Annotated in this window: 19 protein-coding genes; 1 reads left to right on the forward strand and 18 read right to left on the reverse strand. The window is 52.8% G+C overall.

Going from position 1 to position 21,351, the window contains the following annotated elements; all coding sequences use genetic code 11:
- Nucleotides 1-2: 2 nt before the first annotated feature.
- From HZS79_RS10885 to HZS79_RS10935, 11 genes are all read right to left on the reverse strand, one after another.
- The gene (locus HZS79_RS10885; RefSeq protein ID WP_179927865.1) at nt 3-1,382 is read right to left on the reverse strand and encodes an ATP-binding response regulator; all 1,380 of its coding nucleotides are present in this window, start codon (nt 1,380-1,382) and stop codon (nt 3-5) included.
- Complete coding sequence (gene nosP / locus HZS79_RS10890) at nt 1,354-2,502, reverse strand: nitric oxide-sensing protein NosP (protein WP_246311458.1); 1,149 nt, start codon at nt 2,500-2,502, stop codon at nt 1,354-1,356. Before nosP ends, HZS79_RS10885 begins: the two co-directional genes overlap by 29 nt.
- Entirely contained in the window at nt 2,495-4,750 is a 2,256-nt protein-coding gene (locus HZS79_RS10895; RefSeq protein ID WP_179927866.1) for an ATP-binding protein, read from the reverse strand. The genes nosP and HZS79_RS10895 overlap by 8 nt, the downstream gene beginning before the upstream one ends.
- Nucleotides 4,740-5,252 carry a putative pterin-binding protein gene (locus HZS79_RS10900; RefSeq protein WP_340159020.1) on the reverse strand — a complete coding sequence of 171 codons (513 nt, stop codon included), beginning with the start codon at nt 5,250-5,252 and terminating at the stop codon, nt 4,740-4,742. Before HZS79_RS10900 ends, HZS79_RS10895 begins: the two co-directional genes overlap by 11 nt.
- Nucleotides 5,253-5,477: 225 nt before the next feature.
- Nucleotides 5,478-6,296, reverse strand: a complete 819-nt coding sequence (locus HZS79_RS10905) for a DUF2189 domain-containing protein (RefSeq protein ID WP_162217719.1) — start codon at nt 6,294-6,296, stop codon at nt 5,478-5,480.
- A gap of 324 nt (nt 6,297-6,620) precedes the next feature.
- Nucleotides 6,621-7,049 carry a universal stress protein gene (locus tag HZS79_RS10910; RefSeq protein WP_162217718.1) on the reverse strand — a complete coding sequence of 143 codons (429 nt, stop codon included), beginning with the start codon at nt 7,047-7,049 and terminating at the stop codon, nt 6,621-6,623.
- A gap of 11 nt (nt 7,050-7,060) precedes the next feature.
- A complete protein-coding gene (locus HZS79_RS10915) occupies nt 7,061-9,664 on the reverse strand; it encodes a TRAP transporter permease (RefSeq protein WP_179927867.1) in 2,604 nt (867 codons plus the stop codon).
- Nucleotides 9,665-9,794: 130 nt separating this feature from the next.
- Nucleotides 9,795-10,775, reverse strand: coding sequence for a TAXI family TRAP transporter solute-binding subunit (locus HZS79_RS10920; protein ID WP_162217716.1), 981 nt, complete (start codon nt 10,773-10,775; stop codon nt 9,795-9,797).
- A 428-nt stretch (nt 10,776-11,203) separates the two neighbouring features.
- Nucleotides 11,204-12,505, reverse strand: a complete 1,302-nt coding sequence (locus HZS79_RS10925; RefSeq protein WP_179927868.1) for a TRAP transporter large permease — start codon at nt 12,503-12,505, stop codon at nt 11,204-11,206.
- On the reverse strand, nt 12,495-12,974 hold the full coding sequence (locus HZS79_RS10930; protein ID WP_162217714.1) for a TRAP transporter small permease: 480 nt from the start codon (nt 12,972-12,974) through the stop codon (nt 12,495-12,497). Before HZS79_RS10930 ends, HZS79_RS10925 begins: the two co-directional genes overlap by 11 nt.
- A 59-nt stretch (nt 12,975-13,033) precedes the next feature.
- The gene (locus HZS79_RS10935; RefSeq protein ID WP_179927869.1) at nt 13,034-14,044 is read right to left on the reverse strand and encodes a DctP family TRAP transporter solute-binding subunit; all 1,011 of its coding nucleotides are present in this window, start codon (nt 14,042-14,044) and stop codon (nt 13,034-13,036) included.
- A 254-nt stretch (nt 14,045-14,298) separates the two neighbouring features.
- Here HZS79_RS10935 and HZS79_RS10940 point away from each other — a divergent pair, with 254 nt between their 5' ends.
- Nucleotides 14,299-15,165: an EamA family transporter gene (locus HZS79_RS10940; protein ID WP_179927870.1), complete on the forward strand. Its 867-nt coding sequence runs from the start codon at nt 14,299-14,301 to the stop codon at nt 15,163-15,165.
- 32 nt (nt 15,166-15,197) lie between these two features.
- Here the strand turns inward: HZS79_RS10940 and HZS79_RS10945 are convergent, their stop codons facing one another.
- The 7 genes from HZS79_RS10945 to HZS79_RS10975 form a co-directional block, all read right to left on the reverse strand.
- Nucleotides 15,198-15,722: a DUF192 domain-containing protein gene (locus HZS79_RS10945; RefSeq protein ID WP_162217711.1), complete on the reverse strand. Its 525-nt coding sequence runs from the start codon at nt 15,720-15,722 to the stop codon at nt 15,198-15,200.
- Nucleotides 15,719-16,879, reverse strand: coding sequence for an ABC transporter ATP-binding protein (locus HZS79_RS10950; protein WP_340159021.1), 1,161 nt, complete (start codon nt 16,877-16,879; stop codon nt 15,719-15,721). The genes HZS79_RS10945 and HZS79_RS10950 overlap by 4 nt, the downstream gene beginning before the upstream one ends.
- Entirely contained in the window at nt 16,872-17,540 is a 669-nt protein-coding gene (gene modB, locus HZS79_RS10955; RefSeq protein ID WP_162217709.1) for a molybdate ABC transporter permease subunit, read from the reverse strand. Before modB ends, HZS79_RS10950 begins: the two co-directional genes overlap by 8 nt.
- Nucleotides 17,540-18,307: a molybdate ABC transporter substrate-binding protein gene (gene modA, locus HZS79_RS10960; protein WP_162217708.1), complete on the reverse strand. Its 768-nt coding sequence runs from the start codon at nt 18,305-18,307 to the stop codon at nt 17,540-17,542. The genes modB and modA overlap by 1 nt, the downstream gene beginning before the upstream one ends.
- A gap of 3 nt (nt 18,308-18,310) precedes the next feature.
- Nucleotides 18,311-19,795: a pyruvate kinase gene (gene pyk / locus HZS79_RS10965; RefSeq protein WP_162217707.1), complete on the reverse strand. Its 1,485-nt coding sequence runs from the start codon at nt 19,793-19,795 to the stop codon at nt 18,311-18,313.
- A 90-nt stretch (nt 19,796-19,885) separates the two neighbouring features.
- The gene (locus HZS79_RS10970) at nt 19,886-20,374 is read right to left on the reverse strand and encodes an ureidoglycolate lyase (protein ID WP_179927872.1); all 489 of its coding nucleotides are present in this window, start codon (nt 20,372-20,374) and stop codon (nt 19,886-19,888) included.
- 141 nt (nt 20,375-20,515) lie between these two features.
- On the reverse strand, nt 20,516-21,340 hold the full coding sequence (locus tag HZS79_RS10975) for a bifunctional allantoicase/(S)-ureidoglycine aminohydrolase (protein WP_162217705.1): 825 nt from the start codon (nt 21,338-21,340) through the stop codon (nt 20,516-20,518).
- Nucleotides 21,341-21,351 lie beyond the last annotated feature (11 nt).

Here is a 21,351-nt window from a genome sequence, read left to right on the forward strand (position 1 = left end):
TATTAGCTTTGCAGCAATGTGCCTAGTAGCATTTTGAGACGCAGCGGTTTGAGGGGTTTCAGCAAACAGTGCATACCGGCTTCTCGGGCAGCCCGTTTCAAGGCTGCCTCATGATTGGCAGTAACCACCACCGTGGCTAAGCCTGGGTAACGTCGGCGCAAACGGGATGCTAAGTCGATCCCACTTTCCCGATGCTCTCCCAGGTGATAATCCACCAACAACACTGCTGGGCGCTCACCATCGCTGGCGGCCTCAAGCGCACTCACCGTGGCTGCCGCTCTTACTCGACATCCCCAACTGCCTAACAGTGCCTGCATGCCTTCAGTGATGGCAGGGTCATCATCAATCACCCATACCACGCAACCTTGGAGTGGATCGAGCTCCCCATGGGAAAGCACCGCCCGAGGCGATGTGGCGCTGCTGTCACCCGCATTCGGCGGCGCATAAGGCACCAGGATTGAAAAAATGGAACCACACCCTAGCTGTGAGGTAAGCATGACAGGATGGTCCAACATGGTGCTGATGCGATCAACAATCGCTAGCCCCAGCCCCAGTCCACGACTGTGACTACTCTGAGCCTGATTAGCGCGGCGAAATTCCAGAAAAATCGCCTCACGCTGTGGTTCCGGTATACCTGGGCCGGTGTCTCCCACCATGATTTCAAGACCATTAGCACGTCGTCGACAGCCTAGCAGTAAGTGTCCATGCTCGGTGTAGCGCACGGCATTGCTGAGAAAGTTGCGCACCACTCGGGCCAGCAATGCTAAATCAGACTCTACCAGCGTACTGGATGGCACGTAGTGCAGCGTTAGCCCACGCACGGCGGCCACTTGGTGATACTCTTCTGCCAAGGCATCCAACAGTGTGCTCACCGCAAAGGGGGCTTTGTCCGCGTGGAGCACCCCCGCATCAAGGCGGGAAATATCCACCAATGTACCCAAGAGCCCTTCGACATCTTTTAACGAGCGCCCTATGTGTCCTACTAAGGCCTGGGAGGCATCGGGCAATGCATGGGTTTCTAACGCACTGGCAAACAATCGGGCAGCATTCAGGGGTTGTAACAAGTCATGGCTAACCGCTGCTAAAAACTTGGTTTTTGAAAGATTCGCGGCTTCAGCTTCGGCATTCGCCGTCAACAGGCGTGCATTCACTTGGCTGAGCTCGTCTAATGTACGATGCAGTGCATCGGTGCGTTCACGCACCTGCTCTGCCAACAGAACCGAACGCTCAAACGCCGCATAGGGGGCGCTATTGGGGCTGACCCCAGACTCCACGCGCTCCATTAGCGCATGGCAGACCTTTCTCAGGCGGCGGTTCTCTTCACGCAGCGTTGCATTATCCGCCGCTGTATCGCTATCCGCCGCTAGTTGGAAGAGCGCCAAAGGCCACCCCCGTGAAGGTTTGATTAACGTGCATACCATGGTGCTGCTCACCATAAGTATTAAACCCAACCACCCTTGCTTGGCGAAGCAGCGCTGATGCCTGCTCCAGCTGCTGAAGAGACTCAAGCGCCATGCGCCTTAAAAAACAGTCGCACCCGATAATCGCAGGTGTCGCTCCCAGGCGCTGTTGCACCCGCTGTAACATTGCGTCTAAATCTAAGAGTAATGGCGTAGGCCGCATCGCGGTGAGCACAATGCCCGTTTCTACCGCACAATAGAACGTTAGGCTAGCGTCATCATTAACGCGTTGTATCGAACGAATATAGTGTTGGCCGCCGATATAAACCGCCAGCGGGTGCTGGGCAAAAATGGAGGGTGTCAGTGCATCAACAGCGCAGCCTACCAGCGCCGCGTATACGTCTGCCGCAGGCAGGCCATTAAGCTCTACGACACGACGCTGTTCACGGTCAACTTCTGTCACGACGAGCTTGTGGGCTAGCGGCTCAAGGTGATGCGTAGAAAATACTTCAAACGGCAGCCGAGTATTGAGCATGACAACCACAGCAGCGCGAGTATGGAAACGCCCATCCGCATAAACATGGGTGTGGGTAAGGTGATTATCGTCGCCAGCCGAGCCACCAAAACTGGGAATACGACCAAGCGCAGCGTCTAACGTTGCCAACACCTGCTCTTCACGACTAGATAAACCATCAAGCAAGGTAAGCGCAAAGCTGTGCTCATTCACCGGGGCAACAGCCTGTTGTCGGCAACGCTCTAACAGCGTATCCACTAGCGGTTGCGCACGGCTAAGATCAAAGTGCTCAAGGTCGTCTATCAGCGCAGTTTCAATCGCAAACACGCGGCGATCAAAACCTATTGCAACCACTGAGCCACGGTCATAGCCCTGCGGCGTAATTTCGCCCGCCGTCGTACAGCCGCTCATCGGCACATTGTCAAACACGCGGCCAAGCGCGCCTGCCAAATCGTCTAACGGATATTCAGCACTGCAAAAAAAGAGCACAAATCCCAAGTGCTCATGGCACAAACGTTGGGCTAGCTCCCGAGCAGCCTGGAACGGGTTTAGCTGATTACTGGCAGCGGTCAAAATCCCACTATTCATCTGAACAGTTATCACGGCGCCATTTCTCCAACGCAGCATGAGTGCGCGCAGCGGTTTGTCTCATAACGCTTACCGCTTCATCGACAACATCGCGTTGAGAAGCGGCAGGGTGACTCGCGATAGTTTCCAGTCGCTTAGCTTCGAAAGCCAGGCTTTCTGCACCTATTCCAAGCGATTCGCCGCGCAACTGGTGCGCTAAGTGCGCCAACTGACGCGACTGCTCTTCGGTTAGACGCTCACTACTGCGCAGACAGGCAGCAATCTGGGCAAAGTAATCACTTGTTTGCTGATGATACAACGTGACTAGCTGGTTGACGCTATCAGCGCCTAACGACTCCACCAGCATGCCTAATGTTGCGCGATTAAGTAACGACACCTCACCTGTTTTGGCCCGCTCCGTGGGCAGGGCTGCCAACGCATCCTGGCGCGAAGCATCACGAAACTGCAAAGAAAGCACATTGCTAAGCGTGAGCAACGACAATGGTTTGGTGATGTAATCACTCATGCCCGCGGTAAGGCAGCGCTGGCGGTCATCTCCCACACCGCCCGCCGTCATGGCGACAATGGGCACTTTAGCTAGCCACCCCCCTTGCGAGCGAAGCTTTTGGGTCACCTGAATGCCATCCATATCAGGTAGTTGAATATCCATAAAAATGAGATGCACCTGCTGAGCATTTACCAATGTCAGTGCATCGCGGCCATTCTCAGCGCACACAACGTCACACCCCAATCGAGATAGCAGTCCAGTCGCCACTTTACGATTAATCGCATTGTCTTCCACCAACAGCAGCGAGGTACCTGTAAAGTCGTGGGCAGGCTCAGCCGGGAGCGGCGTATTGTCGGGTGTCGTTTCTACAAGAGGTAACTCGCACCAAAACGTACTGCCCTGAGCCGTGGCACTACGAACGCCCAACTTACCCTGCATGGCATCGCTTAAACGTTTACAAATCGCAAGGCCTAATCCTGTTCCGCCATAGCGGCGAGCAACGGTTTCATCTGCTTGCTGGAAAGGTTCAAACAGGATCGCCTGCTGCTCCTCACTCAGACCGCACCCTGTATCACACACCTCGAACGTTAAGCGTGTGTGCGTAGCATGCACCCGAATGGCCACCTTTCCATGGTCAGTAAACTTGATGGCATTAGCAATCAGGTTAAGGAGGATCTGACGCAATCTACTCGCGTCAATCATCACCCATGCAGGCACCAGAGGATCCACATGCAGTGTTAGCAACAGGCCTTTTGCTTTCGCCCGAGGTTCAAATAACGATACCACGCTGTCCAACAAAGGCTGCAAGGCAGTAGGTGAGGTGTCGAGGGTTAGATGGCCAGCTTCAATCTTGGAAAAATCAAGAATTTCATTAATCATCGCCAATAGCTGGTTAGCGCTCTCGTGTATTGTCCGAGCATAATCTTCTATTTGATCAGGGCTGGCCGGTTCGCGAAGCAACTCGCTCATGCCGATAACCCCGTTTAGCGGCGTGCGGATTTCATGACTCACCATTGCCAAGAAGTCTGACTTGGCATGATTTGCGGCCTGTGCCTGCTTGGCAGTAACTTCTAACTGATGACTTAACTGCTCTTGCTCGCGCCGGGCGGCGGCGCTCTCGCGCATCTCACGCACCAAGAAAACAATCACCAACAACACCGCAAGGCTCATACCTACCAGCAGCGACATCAATAGCTTATATAACATGCTTAGCAGCGCGCGCTCTTCGGTAGCAGACTCTGCTAGGTAGCCGTTGATGGCAATCACAAACCGCTCTGTGAGCCTATTAAGCACCTGCAGCTCTGTTTCCAGCTCCATTACCGGCAACTGGGCAAGGGAGTCGTGCGGCTCAATCATGGGGTCTAGCCGATCTAGCTGCTGTTGGATGTCGGCTAATAATGTTGTCGCATTGCTAATGTTCTTTAATAGCAAACTGACTTCGCCCTCTTGCAACAGCGTCATACGGCTATAAAGAAGTTCAAAACGCAAATTCAGATCGTCCTGGGCGGCCGGCGAAAGCGTACCCCTAGTCGCGGCAAGTAGGTGATTGAGCAGTTGAACAGCATCTCGATCAAGCTTGTAGGCTACCCACGCAGTATCTTCTCTATAACTTTGGGTCAGATTATCTTGCCGCCAAGCCGCTAATGCGGCGACCACCAGGGCTGCTGCAAATAACAGCACCGTAATCATCGCAACCAGCTTAAAGCGACGCGGATAACGAAGCAGTCGCGGTGTCCGAGTATTTGAGCTGCTAGCGGACATTTATCTGCATGACTTGCCAAACCGATCTGAAACGCATTTTTTCACTCAGCAGTGCCTCATCTTGACTAAAAGGATACAACACCCATAAAGGGCCATATTCCCGAATAGGGATTTGTTGCTCATTTCGCTCTAATGCCAGAATCACGTCGTAATCATAGAAATCACTGATCGGTATTTCCGCTTCGTAGCCGTTGAGTGCTGTCACATGCACAACGTCACCGGTATAACCCAAATGCTTCAGCAATGTGCGCATAAGAGGGCCACTGTAATGGCTGCAACCGTCTGTCCAGGGAGTACCCGTTTCAAAAGCGTGTTGCGGCAGTGCAGTTAACATTTCTCGGTCGAAACGTGCTTCCTGAGCAATGTTGGTATGCGCTATTTTTCCATTAACCTTCAGAATCACAGGCCCTTCTGGCGTTTCTAAAGGCCCATCCCCCTCAGCTTGCCCCATTTGGGGAATACTAAGTGCCAAGACAACCCACCCCAATAAATATGCTTTCACAGTGACATCCTCACATTAATGCACCCTGATATGGCAGCCTACCTGCTGCGCTTTGGAGGCGATCACTCCTAGAAAAAACCAGGCTACAAATAGCAAAAAGAGATAGCGTAAGGTTACGCTATCTCTTTTATTAGGTCAGGTGAAATACGCTTCAGTGAATGCACTGTCTAGGGAAATACTTAGCTAGAGGCTTGTTACTCCTTCACTTATGCGAACTATTGACACTCAAGAGTCCTGCTTTTCAACTGGCTCAAAGCGCACCAAATCCTCATAGGCATGCCATGTTGCGTGGCCTAACACAGGCAGAATGAGTGCCAAACCAATATAAAAAGTCAGTACCCCGATTAACACACACACTGTCAAAATAACTGCCCATAACAACATAGGGCGGAAATTACCCGCTACACAACGCACGCTTGCTTCAATACCTTCCATAAAAGTAAGGTCTTGATCCATCAAGGTAGGGATAGCCACTGAGCTTATCGCAAAAGCACCAAAGGCCAACACGGCACCCGCAGCAGTACCAACTGCGATCATGCCTAAACCTTCCGGCGTCGTCAGCAGTGACGAGTAAAGCGTTGCAGGGCTAGGCACCTCAAACCCAAAGAATAACGCGAACAGAAGTGTGGCAAGGCGAATCCACGCGAGGAAGAAAATCATCATCATGACGCCCATCATCGCTAACTGCCCAGCATGCGGACGCCAACTTCCGAATGCATCGCCCAGGTTGGGCACACGCCCCTCCTCAATGGCACGACTAATGCCATAAGCCCCTACTGCTACTAAGGGGCCGACAAACATGAATCCAGCAATCATGGGTAACAGCCAGTACCAATACCCCAATGTGATAGCACCTGCTGTAATAGCAATGCTCAGGCCTACCCAAAACATACCGTAGGTCAAACTAACGGCCGTCGCACGGCGAAAGTCTTCAAAACCCGCGGCAAGCCATGCACGCGGCCGATCCATTCCAACCTTGTTGATGGTAATTTTTACGTTAGGCATATCTGCTCGGTCGTGCGTTTTTGTTGTAGCTGCATTCATGGCATGACTCCTTAGATTTACCCCAATACAGCGGTGGCTTTTCAACACCCTGCTCAAGTTGAACTGAAGCTAGCCGAACACCCTGAAAAGGGGTTGCCACATGCATGAGCTCGTTAACCATAAGTTAATGGCTTAACGTACTATTAATGTAGCTGAGCATTTGAACGGGGGAACCTATCTAGTGGCATAACGTACAAAAATTCCTGTTTCAGCACCTTTAACACCAATTTATTCGATGCGTTAGTGATCAGTAATATTCAACCACAAAAAACTCCAGGCCCGTCGACCTGGAGTTAGCTGTTCCAACCAAGGCTTCTCAACGCGTTAGCGTACGATCATCACCGATACTTTGGCATGATGAACCACATGCTCCGCATTTGGCCCAAGCACGTAGTCAACGAACTTACGCTTAGTGTGTGAGGCCATCACGATAAGGTCGGTATCAAGCTTTTTGCCTACCTTAATGATGGCTTCCCAAGGGGAGCCATCCACGATCACGCTTTGCACCTTAATATCCTCAGGCACATGCTCTTTAATGAACGCGTGCTGCGCCTCCTTGATAGCTTCGTGGGCCTTTTGGGAGAAGTTTTTAGGGAAATAAGCGCCCACCATGGGCATCTTAAACTCCGGTAACACGGTCACTATATGCAGCGATGCTCCGAAGGTTTCGCAGAGCGTAATGGCCGTGGGCAGCGCCTTTTGCCAAGACGCCTCCTCATTCAAATCAACTGGTAGTAAAATCTTTTGATACATAGTGGCCTCCACTAAGTAGCCGTAGTCAACTCTTCAGACCGCTCTTTCTCACGACGACGGCGTTGCAGAAGTACGACAAGGGCAAAAATGGCAAAGCCTGGTATCCACATCCACTCTTTGGCCCACCGGTCTACTGGTGCAAGAACTTCGATGATCTCTTGGTCGAAGTCGAAGCCTAGATCCTGCGCCAAGCCACCAAACTCAACGAAATCAACCGTTGCCTGCTCACCATCGACCCATAGCTCCATACCTAGCCGTTCCATACGCTCTTCAGCAGTATCACCACGAGGTACAGGGACAAGAACATAGGTCGTCATCGGATCACCAAAATCATCCTCACCGGCGATTTGCACACGCAGATTACTACCGTCGTCTACTTGGCCTAACGCTTGCGCAAACTGTGCAGGCGGCACTGACTCATAAGGATCATGGATTTTATCCATCCAAAACCCAGGGCGGAACAGTGTAAAGGCGACGAGTAACAGCAGCAGTGACTCGTACCAGCGGCTGCGCACTACCATGAAGCCTTGGGTTCCTGCGGCAAAGATCAACATGGCGATGGTCGCAATTATAAAGACGACGATACCCTGCATAAACGAGACGTTTATGAGCAGTAAATCCGTGTTAAATATAAACAGGAAAGGTAGTGCAGCTGTCCTTAGGCTATAGTAAAACGCCTGGAAACCTGTGCGCAGTGGATCACCGCCAGAGACGGCCGCCGCCGCAAAAGACGCCAAGCCCACTGGCGGTGTTACATCCGCCATAATGCCAAAATAGAACACAAACAGGTGCACAGCGATAAGCGGCACAATCAAACCATTTTGCTGGCCTAGCATCACAATCACGGGTGCCATCAAGGCCGATACCACAATGTAGTTAGCCGTGGTCGGCAGCCCCATACCCAGAATCAAGCTGAGCACCGCAGTCAGCAGTAGAATCATCATCAGGTTGCCACCCGAGAGAATTTCCACCACATCAGCAAGCACTAGACCAACGCCTGTCTGCGATACGGCACCTACCACAATACCTGCCGTCGCTGTGGCAATACCAATCCCGATCATATTACGAGCGCCTGCAACCAAGCCTTCCCACAGGTCGAGGAACCCTTCTTTTACATCAGTGGCTAACTTACTGCGCCCCCGAAAAAGAGCAATAACCGGCCGTTGCGTGACCATGATAAAAATCATGAATACCGTTGCCCAGAATGCCGACAGCCCAGGCGAGAGCCGCTCGACCATCAAACACCAGACCAATACGACAACCGGCAGAATATAGTGCAACCCGACCATCACGGTGGGCTTGGTTTGCGGCAGCGTTATCACTTTTGAGTTGGGATCATCTAGCTCTAACTCTGGATAAGCAGCGCCCACTTTGAGTAGGCCAATGTAGGCCACCGAAAGCAGAATCGCGATAACCCAGGGCGTTGCATCGCCTAGTACCGGCTTAAGCCAACCAAGACCGTAGTAAACGGCAAACGACAGCCCCATCAGCAAGAGAAGTCCGGTCAGGAAACCGATCACTTTATTGAGCAGCGGACGAACCGGATTGCTGGATGGCAGCCCAGTCATGTTCGCTTTTAGCGCTTCAAGATGGACAATGTAGATAAGTGCGATATAGGAAATAATGGCTGGCAAAAAGGCGTGTTTGATCACTTCCACATAAGAAATGCCAACATATTCCACCATCAAAAATGCTGCAGCCCCCATAACAGGCGGCATAATTTGACCATTAACCGAGGAGGATACTTCAACGGCACCGGCTTTTTCTGAACTAAAGCCGACACGCTTCATCATCGGAATCGTAAACGTGCCCGTGGTAACCGTATTGGCAATCGACGACCCTGAGATCAAACCAGTCATGCCTGACGCCACAACAGCAGCCTTGGCTGGCCCGCCTTTAAAGTGCCCAAGCATGGAGAAAGCAACCTTAATGAAATAGTTACCCGCTCCCGCTTTATCCAGTAACGCACCAAACAACACAAACAAGAAGACAAAGCTGGTCGAGACCCCAACTGCGATGCCAAAAACCCCTTGGGTGCCTAACCACTGATGGTTAATCAATCCGTTAAGACTGACCCCTCGGTGAGCTAAGATTCCCGGCATTTGAGGGCCAAACAGCGAATAAACAATAAATAACCCTGCCACTATCATCAGCGGCGGCCCGAGTGCTCGCCGTGCGGCTTCAAGCAGTAACACAATGCCAATAACACCGACCACGACATCTTGCGTGATAGGGCGCCCTGGGCGCTGCGCCAAGTCTGAATAAAAGAGGAAAAGATACGCCCCACAAAAAGTAGCAACCGCTGCAAATAGCCAATCCTGAAGCGGAATACGATCCCTAGGTGACCGCTTAAGTGCAGGGTAGGCCATAAATGCCAGGAAAAGCGCAAACGCCAAATGGATTGAGCGCGCTTCCGTAGCATTAAATACGCCCACACCCACCATGTAAGGAAGTGGCGATGCAATCCACAGCTGAAATAGCGACCATGTCGCCGCAATACCAACGAGCAACTTGCCGGGGATCCCAAGGGGTTTCCTTGCCCCCGTATCACTGGATGCAACCATGTCCTCTAGGTTGCCATCAGCAGTTGCCGAGGGTTGTTTGTCATCACGCATACGCTTGCCCTGCCTAATGGTCAGCGCTGACAATCAGCGCTTTCAACAAGAAGCGCGGACACCCAAGATGCCCGCGCTTTGCAACAAAAAGCAACACTATTCACTTTACGTTAATAGCGCTCTTTTAACCTTACTCGATCCAACCACGCTCGCGGTAATAGCGCTCTGCGCCATCATGCAGTGGCGCTGTCAAACCGTCTGAAATCATGTCTTCTTCGTTGAGGTTTTCAAACGCTGGGTGTAAACGCTTGAAACGGTCGAAGTTTTCGAACACCGCTTTAACCGTTTCGTAAATGATGTCTTCATCAACATCAGTGGACGAGACGAACGTTGCTGCGACACCAAAGGTTTCGACATCTTCATCATTACCACGGTACAGGCCACCCGGAATCACTGAGCGCGTGTAGTAAGGATACTCGTCAACCAGAGCGTCAATTTCTTCACCGGTCACAGACACCAAACGGGCATCAATAGTGGTAGTGGCTTCTTGAATAGAGCCATTTGGATGACCTACCACATACACCATGGCGTCAATGTTGTTGTCAGACAGCGCAGCTGCCTGTTCAGCCGCGTCAAGCTGTGACGCTAGTGCAAAGGTATTTTCATCCCAACCGAACGCATCCATGACAACATCCATGGTGTTGCGCTGACCAGAACCAGGGTTACCAATGTTGACGCGCTTGCCAGGGAAATCGCTGATATTCTCGATCCCCGAATCAGCACGGGCAACAACGGTCAGTGGCTCACCATGCATGGTGAATACAGAGCGCATCTCTTCCCAAGGGCCATCTTCTTCAAAGTTAGCCTGTCCGTTAAAAGCACGGTACTGAACGTCAGACTGAACGACGCCCATATCCAGCTCGCCGGTTTTCATGCCATTTACGTTGGCAACTGAGCCGCCCGTAGACGGTGCATTACAACGAATATTGTGCTCATCGCTACCACGGTTAACCATACGGCAGACCGACTGACCCACGACGTAGTAAACGCCTGTTTGGCCACCGGTACCGATGGTGATAAAACGATCTTGAGCCACTGCAGGAGAGGCAAAGCTTGCCGCTGCAACCAACGCGCCAGAAAAGGCAGCGGTAGAAAATACATGGCGTTTCATGGATACACCTCTTTATCTTGATGTTGTGAGCGTTATGCGCTTTGAATCCACCTGCTGAACGGTTCCCTCAGGTGTATTGCTTCCAAAACGTTTTCAAGACAATCTGTTATCGACGTCAGCTTGTACAACCGACATGTACTACTTTAGCGAAAAAAAACCTACTTGGCGAAACACACGGTGAGTTCTCACCGCTGTATTAGCCAACCACATCCTGGTGCTTGCTATTAAGTCCCCTTCTTTAGCAGATATACTTAACGCTTGTAAGCAATGCCAGGATCAGCGTCACTTACCACAAGCAGCTCAGACAACAAAACCAGATTACCCATGAACAACGTTTAGTTACCGTTAATTACTCTCCTGCTTTTTTATAGCGTTTAGCGGTTTTTGCATCTTAGCCCCAAGCTTCCCCACTGTTTAACTGGGTCACTTTATACGTTATAGCCCAGTACCGACGGTAACCACAGGGCAATACTCGGAAAAATAGCCACCAGGGCTAACGCACATGCCATTGCTAAGACAAATAACAGCGCCCAACCCAAGGTTTCTTCTAGGCGAATTTTTGCGATCTCTGTTGTCACCATCAAATTCACCGCAACAGGCGGGGTGAATTGACCAATCGCGATATTCATGGCCAACAGAATGCCAAACCATACAGGGTTCCATTCAAAATGCTGCATTACCGGAATCAGTACAGGCATCATGATCAAGTAAATGGAGATAGCATCAAGCAACATGCCAGCGACCAACACCGCTAGCATAACGAGTACTAGCAACAGGATGCCGTTATCCGTTAAGCCAATAATCCACTCTGCCAAATGCCGGAAGGTGCCTAGCATCGTACCGGCCCAAGCAAAAATTCCCGCCAGTGCGATAATTAGCATGACCACACCTGAAATAATCGCGGCCTCTCCTAACAATTCCCACAAATCACGTAACGAAAGCTCTTTCGTCAGAAATAGTCCTACGATGGTGCCATAGGCAACGGCTACCACAGCGGCTTCGGTGGGGGTAAATAAACCTGAACGCAGCCCCCCTAAAATGAGCACTGGGGCAAACAAGGCTGGCAACGCCTGCCTAAACGTCGTACGAACGGTCAAGGTTTCAGCACCTTCTACCGGCGTCCCCTCCCAGCCGTAACGCTTAGCAACGATCATAGCGGGTACCAGTAGCGCTAGTCCTGCTAAGATGCCGGGAAACAAACCCGCAGCAAACAACGCGCGGAGATCAACGCCAGGCACCACAATCGAGTAAAGAATCAGGGCGACAGAAGGAGGAATTAAAATAGCGGTAGAAGCCGACGCGGCAATTAGCGTTGCAGAAAAAGGCTTTGGATACCCCGCCTTCGTCATACTTGGCAGCATAACCATGGCCACCGCCGCCGCATCCGCGGGGCCTGATCCGCTCATGCCTCCCATGATCATGCACACCAGCACCGCGACAAGCGCCAAACCGCCGTGGCGAGGTCCTATCAGCGCCTGAGCAAATCGCACCAAGCGAAGTGCTACCCCTGAACGTTCAAAAATCAGACCGGTGAGAATGAATAGCGGAATAGCGATCAATGGGTACTTAGCAACGCTGTTGTAGGTATTCGTACCAAGCGTCGCCAGCATATCCGGCGATAAACCAGCCACAATACCCACTGAGCCTGCTAGTGCTAACGAAAACGCAACTGGCACACCCGCTATCAAAAACCCAGCAAACGCGAGAAGCATCCAGATATCAGGCGTCATTGTTCAGGTCTCCCTTTAGTCGGTCACGGGTTTGCTGAACGAGACGCCACACCATGGCAGCTGACAATACCGGTAGCCATACCAAATACCACCACTGGGGCAGCCCTAACCCTGGAGACAGCGACTCCCACTGATACTCTTGCCACGCCAGTTTCCCACCATACCAAGTCATCAGCCCCAGCACGGTGAGCCCGCACAGCGCCTGGAATAGAACCAGTCCACTGCGCCACCGCCCAGGTAGCGCACGTTCTAAAAACCCGATGCGAATATGACGGTTTCGTCTGAGCCCTACTGACGCCCCTGCAAAGGTCAATACCACCAGTAGAAAAACAGAAAACTCTTCGGTAAACGAAAATGAGCCGCCTGTTAGGTAACGTGTAATCACATTTCCCAAACTAATCAACGAAATAACAATAAGTGACAGCGCACCCAGCCAACGTTCTGGGCGTGCATCGGGAAAGCCTTTCATGGCAGCCTCTCAACAAACGCTGCCGGCCCTAAAGGCCGGCAGCTAACTCACGGGAAACATTAACGTGCGTCGATCGCCGCTTGAGCCGCATTGACCAAGTCTTCGCCAATGCGCGGTGCCCATTTTTCATACACAGACTGTGTTGCGTCGACAAAGGCTTGGTACTGCTCATCAGTTAGCTCAGTCACCGTTACACCACGCTCCTGAATGGCAGCAAGACGCTCGTTTTCTTCTTCACGGGTCATGGCTATTTCCCACTCCCCCGCCTCCACCGCGGTTTCACGCAACAGTACCTGATGCTCTTCACTAAGCGACTGCCAAACCCGCTGATTCACCGCGAAAATTAGCGGATCGTTCATATAGTTCCAGAGAGTCAGATACTCCTGCCCCACCTGATCAATACGCGCGACATCAAACACAGAAAGCGGGTTTTCCTGCCCATCAACCGCACCTGTTGTTAACGCTGGCTGAGCATCCGTCCAGCTCATTTGTGTTGGGTCGGCGCCAAGGGCTGAGAATGTATCTTGGAATAACGGAGAACCCACAACACGGATTTTCAGGCCTTCTAAATCACTCGGCTGGCTGATAGCGCCTCGAGAATTGGATACTTGGCGAAAGCCATTTTCGCCCCAGGCCAGCGGCATCACCCCACGAGACTCAATCGCTTCAAAAACCAATTCCCCCGCTTCCCCACCAGTCACCGCATCGACGGCCGCCTCATCGGGTATAAAGAATGGTAAAGAGAACAAATTCAGCTCAGGTACTTGGGGAGACCAATTAATGGTCGAGCCTACCGCCGCATCGATTAGCCCAGAGCGCATGGCTGAAAATTCACGGGTTTGATCGCCTGATACCAATTGAGAATTCGGATATACCCGCAGTGTTAATTCACCGCCACTACGTTCTTCTACCAGTTCGGCCCACTTCTCAGCTGCCTGCCCCCAAGGGAAGGCATCGGACAGCACCGTTGATACAGAAAGTTCGCGCGCCTGAGCAGCAAAGGTGGCTGAAAGAAGCGCAGCGCCAGCCAAGCCGGCGGTAAAACGAGCCATAGAGCGTGTCAGCATCATGGATATCAATCCTTTTTTTATCGGTTTGTATTCGGCGTTGTTTCTCATTAAACCGCCGTGTGTCACTTTTCGCGCAGGCTAAACAGCGGACGATGAAGCGGACAACTCCCTATTGTAGGCAGACATGGGGTTAAAAGAAGCCAAGTTAGCCTTTTAGCGATCAACGTTAGGCGAAAAAGGGCGTTGCCATTACGTTGCAGTAGCACTTACTGATATGCTGAAGCGACTTTTATGGGTGACTACTGGACAGCAACGTGCCACTACGCGACCTAATGCTAGGCCTATTGGTTATCGCCATTTGGGCGCTAAACATTCTTGTGATTAAAGTCGGAGTGGCGGAGCTACCACCACTATTAATGACTACCCTACGCTTTATGCTCGTCGCTGCTCTGCTGGTGCCTTTTTATCCCGTCGCCCGTGCTCAGTTGCCTTTTTTGCTATTGCTTTCAATCACGTTCGGGAGCCTGCATTTTGCGCTGCTGTTTATCGGTCTAGGCCAAGCTGAAGCAGGTACGGGGGCGCTATTAGTTCAGATGGGCACGCCCTTTGCCACACTTCTGGCCGTGGTGTTTCTAAAAGAAAAGCTAGGAGCAAAGCGTATCGCGGGGCTGTTGCTCTCTTTCGCTGGCGTGGCTGTGTTAGCTGGCGGGCCTACGCTTCCCTCGCCACTGCCGCTGACCATTCTTTTGTTAAGCGCCTTTGGCTGGGCAGTTTCTCAACTGCTGATTAAGCGTGGCCCCTCCATTGCTCCATTAGCATTGGCGGGCTGGGTAGCTCTTTTTGCAATTCCACAGGTAGCGTTAGGGTCCTGGCTGTTTGAAACCGGCCAGTGGCAGGCCATTCAGCAAGCGAGCTGGCGGGGATGGGCGGCGATGAGCTACACCGCCGTCATGTCGTCGATTGTTGCCTACGGAATTTGGTACGCACTTTTACGCCGCCACCCAGTGAATCGGGTGGTACCCATGACGCTACTGGTGCCAGTGCTTGCGGTAGGCTTGGGGGCACTATTGATGGGCGACAGCCTAGGTATCCATAAGCTGTTAGGTGGGGGGCTTGTGGTTGCCGGTATTGCCTTAATCGTGCTCAACATTGGCAAACGCCATCCAATAAAGCCCCAGTAAGACGCCTATTTCGACGTGCGTTTTTCGACGTGCTATGCATCAGGGCGGCAAAACCCTGCCAGAGCAGGGACTGATACGCAGTCGCCCACCTGAATACCGCGCTCAGCGAAGTAGCCTGCATTCACCTCAAGTGCGGCGTGGAAAGACGCACCTGCTGGGTAAGCGGGGCACTCTCGGGGCGTTTCAGACGCGCAGGGTTGCATGGTGTTAATCGCTACAATGCGCCCTTCACCGTTGATAAAAGCAATATCCAGCGGGATTAACGTGCGGTACATCCAGAAGGCGTTGCCAGCAGGCTGTTCGCTCTCAAACCGAAACAGCATGCCACGCGTTTCCGGTAGGTGCTCGCGCTCCATTAAGCCGCGCTGTCGCTGAGAGGCGGTTTCAGCCACTTCAACGTCTAATCGATGCGGGCCTTCTTGGCTGTGAATCGCCAGCGGCAGTGTCGAGGTTTGGCGAGGCTCAACCGCCCAAGCGTTCAACAGCGGCAACGGTAAGCTCGCCGCTAGCGAAACCCCTAAAGACGTCTTAAGTAGCTGACGGCGCGTAATGGTCATGACAGGTTCCTTTTGTTATTAGGAGACGTGTTATTCAAAGATTTAGCCACGTGATCTCCTGACATAAGATGAATGCCTTCCGCCAGTAGCGACACATACACGGATTCCCCCAACGCTAGCTGGTTGCGCCTAGCAGCATGAGTGGCGATATCGAAACGTAGCATATCGCCATGAGAAACGCGCAGCGAGATCGAGGTGATACCGCCAAGTACGACCATTTCATGCACCGTAGCGGCCACAGGATTTTCGCGTTCGCCTTGTGAAGGCCGGTCGCGACGATGAAGCACAATATCGGAGGGCGGCAAGTACCAGGTTACACGTTCACCCAGCGGCAAATCGGCGAGCCCTGCGGCAACCTCTAAGTAGCGCTCGCCCCACTGCAGCCGACGCTGGCCGCTGATGCTGACAACGTGACCTTCGAATATATTATGGCGATCTAACAGCTTGGCTACCAACGGAGACGTTGGACACCGAAACAGTAATTCAGGGCTACCCTGCTGCAAGCTGACACCGTTATGCAGCACGCAAATTTGATCTGCCAACGCCGCCGCTTCTTCCAAGTCGTGAGTCACCAAAATAATCGGTATAGAGATCTGCTGACGCAGCAGCGCCAGCTCGCGCTGCAGCCGGCGTCGGGTCACCTGATCAACGGCTGAAAAGGGTTCATCTAGCAACAATACCTGCGGCTCGCGAGCCAAGGCGCGCGCTAACGCCACCCGTTGGCGCTGGCCACCAGACAGCTCACTGGGAAAACGCTTTTCCAACCCTTCCAAGCGCACATTGGCAAGCCATTGTTTTGCAAGGGGCTGGCGTTGGGCATGAGGCAGATGCCCCATGGCTAGCTGGACATTCGCTAGCGCGTTGAGATGGGGAAACAGCGCATAATCTTGAAACACCATGCCGATTTTTCGCTGCTGGGGGGTAAGCACGCAGCGGCGGTCCGTTGCCAACCAAGTGCTACCGGCACACGCCACATAACCCAGCTCAGGCTGGTACAGGCCAGCAATGGTTCGCAGTAATGTGGTTTTGCCACTACCGGAGGGACCCACCAGTGCCAAAAGCTCGCCCGCCGGACAGCTAAACGACGCATCCAGAGGTATCGGCCCACGCTGCCTAGCCATCACTTCAAGTCCACTGCCCACCATAACCTCAGCCACGCACCCACCTACGTCGGCCGGCCAGCCCATAGACCAGGCCTAGGGTAGTTAACGACACCAAAAGCAGCAGTGCCGACATGCGTGCAGCCCCCTGTTCATCAAACGCTTGTACCCGATCATAGATGGCAATCGCTAGCGTACGGGTTTCTCCATCAATCGCACCGCCGACCATCAAAATCACCCCGAACTCCCCCAGCGTATGAGCAAATGTTAACGCAGCCGCAGAGAGAATGCCTGGCCATACTAGCGGGAGCTCAATGCGCAACAATGTTTGCCAAGGGCTCAGGCCGCTGCACCAGGCAGCTTCACGCAAGTTAATCGGTACGTTTTCAAACGCACGCTGAATAGGCTGAATCGCAAAAGGCAAATTCGCGATTAAGGAAGCTAGCAAGATACCGCTAAAGGTAAAGTTGAGCCCTCCCCCTGTGAGCGAAGCCCAAAAGCTTCCCAAAGGCGCATCGCGACCAAATTGCTGTAGCAAATAAAAGCCGAGTACGGTGGGCGGCAACACTAGCGGCAGTGCTATCAGCGCTTCACACAGCCCTTTACCACGAAACTGAGCCGTTGCAAGCGTGCGGCCAAGCCATATTCCTACGGGGAGTAAAAAAAGGCAGGTTAAGCCTGCTAAGCGTAGTGATACCGAGAGCGCCGTCCAATCCATTACTCGGTACTAAAACCATATTGCTGAAAGATAGCAATCGCGTCCTCTTCCTGAAGCCACGCATAGAATGCTTTCGCTACGTCACCCGCCTGCCGAGTCAGCACCATACGTTGGCGCAGCGGCGTATGCCACTCCTCAGGAATCAGTAGGTACTCACTACGCTCGGCAAGCGCAGGTGCCAATGCAAGCGAGTAAGCCACTAGACCACCACGAGCATCGTCTGCCAGCGCAAACTGAGCCGCTTGGGAGACATTCTCACCTAGCACGCGCAGCGGCTCGGTTGGTTCCCATAATGCGGCGAAACGCAGCGCCTGCTGTGCCGCCACGCCATAAGGTGCATGCTCAGGGTTCGCCAGGGCAATACGCTCCCGCGCCCCACTGGCGTATGCGGCAACCGCTTGTTTAACCCCCTCTAATGGGTTGGCCTCATCCGGCAGGTCGCCACGATTTGCGCGCTGAAGCCATACCAATCGACCGATGGCATACATAACGCCTTCATCTTGCGTATGGCCCTCTTCGTGAAGGGCAAACACATACGCTTCATCCGCTGACAAGTAGAGTTCAAAAGGGGCTCCCTGGGCAATTTGACGGCGAAAATTTCCCGATGAGCCAAAGTTAAGCCTTACCTGGGCGCCTGTTTCTGCCGTAAACCGCTTGGCAGCCTCCGTTAAAGCAAACTGCAGGTCGGAGGCTGCCGCAATGATCGGTATACTCGCCATCGCAGGCAGGCTGAAGAGTAATGAAAACGCCAGCACCATGGCACGCATGAGTTACCCCTTGGCGTGTGAAGCATGCTGTTCAGTGATCGCCATTATCTTCATGGTATTCGTGCCGCCATGAGCATTCATATGATCGCCTCGGGTCAGAATCACGTGGTCACCAGGCTTGGCAATACCCTGTTTAACCAACAGCGTTAGCGCTTCATCATTGAGTTCTGTGGCGCTCATTGCTGAGGTATCAAATGGCAGCGATACCACGCCACGATAGAGCGCCATGCGGCGCTGGGCAACGGGAGTGTGGGCAAGCCCAACAATCGGCAGGCCTGAGCGAATACGCGAGGCAATTAACGGCGTGTAACCGGAGGACGTCATACAGGCAATCGCCGTAACCCCCTCCATATGATTGGCAGCATACATTGCCGAAAGCGCTATGGTTTCGTCTGGCCGAGAGAAACCTTCATGAATACGGTGCCCCGACTCTTGGGCGGTTTTCTCCCGCTCGGCACCTAAGCATACTCGAGCCATTGCCTCTACGGTTTCCAATGGGTAATCGCCCGCAGCTGTTTCGGCGGAAAGCATAACCGCGTCACTACCATCCAGCACCGCGTTAGCAACGTCGAATACCTCTGCACGGGTAGGCAGCGGCGCTGAAATCATACTTTCCATCATTTGCGTGGCAGTAATCACGGCGCGGTTAAGCGAACGCGCACGCTTGATCATGCGCTTTTGCACCCCAACCAGCTTGGCATCACCAATCTCGACACCCAAGTCGCCACGCGCCACCATGACCGCTTCCGACGCTTCGATAATGCCGTCAAGAGTTGCCTCATCCGCCACCGCCTCGGCACGCTCAACCTTCGCTACCAAGCCAATCTCTTTACCTGCTTCACCTAACAGACGACGCGCCTCTAGCATATCTTCCGCATGGCGGGGAAACGAGATAGCCAAGTAATCGACGCCAATCTCAACCGCAGTTTTTAGGTCGACTTTATCTTTTTCGGTCAACGCCGGGGCAGAGAGCCCGCCGCCCTGCTTGTTAATACCTTTATGGTTGGAGAGCTTGCCGCCTACGACCACGTCGGTGTGCACCTGCTGACCGTCTACCCGAGTGACATCTAACACCACACGACCATCATCCAGCAGCAGGCGGTCACCGGCTGCCACATCTTGCGCCAACGTTTTATAGTCGCAGCCCACTTGATGCTCGTCGCCAGAATCGCCATCAAGCGCCATATCAAGAATAAACGACTGGCCCTCTTGAAGAACCACAGCGCCCTCTTTGAAGCGCGCGATACGAATTTTAGGGCCCTGGAGGTCACCCAGCGCTGCTACGCTTCGGCCCAGTTGGGCAGCAATTTCCCGGACACGCACTAAGCGTCGACGATGATCGTCGGCAGTGCCGTGAGAGAAGTTTAAACGCACCACATCAACACCCGCCGCTAGCATAGCTTCCAAAACACCTTCCCGGTCGCTGGCGGGGCCAAGGGTGGCGACAATTTTAGTACGACGGATCGAAGAGAAGTGCAGTGCGTTCATAGAAATCCAACCATTTAAATTATAGTTAATGACACTAATTAATTAGTGTAACGCGTCCAGTATGACAGCGATGCAACACCATGAAATGAATTACGCCAATGTTACGCAGATCTCCACCGGGAATTCATCACAGTTATTGCCATCGCCTCCCCTATCCACCACTAAAAACTCACCTTCACGCTCAAGTACCGACTGGATAGCGTGCCAGGTACCTGCGCGATAATTGACGCCTTGACGGCCATCAGTAACAAAAGCGCGGACATCCTCAGCGTCAATGGTGTCACCAGGTGGGGCTACCACGACAATAAAACGCTCCTGATGTAGCGGCATAAAGGCTTGGCTACCCTGAGGATGGCGCTCTAAAAAGGTTAATTCTAGCGGTAGCGTAACCGGCTGGCTGACAAAAATATTAATCAGCGCATGGGCGTTGTCGCCAAGCGTCTCCACCTTTGCTAGGTCGTGGTGGCGCTGGGTACGTCCGGCATTAATGGGGAACGATGCTGATGTACGGACATCAATCACATCGCCAAAGGGCACAAATGCCTCCGCTGTTAGCGGTTTGGCTATCAGATTAATCATTATAAAATCCTAAAATAGTCTGCTTCGCTGAGTAAGCACACAGCGAAGCAGCCAACGCCAGAACTTAAAAAATAAGAACTTAAAAATAAGAACTTAAACACCAGGACTTGAACACCAGGACTTGAACACCTCAGCTCAACGTTAGAGCTTAAGTGCGGCGTGGCGATTGACGTCTTTGTACAGTAAGTAACGGAACGGTCCCGGCCCACCGGCGTAACACGCCTGTGGGCAAAATGCGCGTAGCCACATAAAGTCGCCAGCCTCTACCTCAACCCATTGCTGATTAAGGTGATACACCGCTTTACCTTCCAGCACGTAAAGCCCGTGCTCCATCACGTGAGTTTCGTCAAAGGGGATCACTCCCCCCGGCTGGAAAGTAACGATATTGACGTGCATGTCGTGACGCACATCAGCAGGATCGACAAAGCGTGTAGTTGCCCAGCGGCCCTCAGTTCCAGGCATTTCAATGGGGGCAATATCCTGTTCATTGGTGACAAAGGCCTTCGGTACGTCTAGCCCTTCCACAAACTGATACGCTTTTCTCACCCAGTGAAAACGTACGGGAACAGAAGACTCATTACGCACTTGCCAGTGGCTACCCGGGGGAATAAACGCATAGCCACCAGGACGCATCGTGTGGCGCTCGCCAGCCAGAGTAAGCGTTAACTCACCTTCCACAATGAACAGCACGCCCTCGGCCTGGGGATCTAGCTCCGGCTTTTCGCTGCCACCCTCAGGCTGTACTTCCATAATGTATTGAGAGAACGTTTCAGCAAAGCCAGAAAGCGGACGCGCCAGCACCCATAACCGAGTACCTTCCCAGAAGGGCAGATTGCTGGTGACGATATCGCGCATCACGCCTTTGGGAATCAATGCATACGCTTGCGTAAACACCGCGCGGTCGGCGGTTAGCTGAGTTTGCGGTGGATGCCCTCCCGTAGGGGCGTAGTAAGGAGATTTATTCATTATTTTGCCTC

The sequence above is a fragment of the Vreelandella zhaodongensis genome (assembly GCF_013415115.1).
Classification (GTDB): domain Bacteria; phylum Pseudomonadota; class Gammaproteobacteria; order Pseudomonadales; family Halomonadaceae; genus Vreelandella; species Vreelandella zhaodongensis.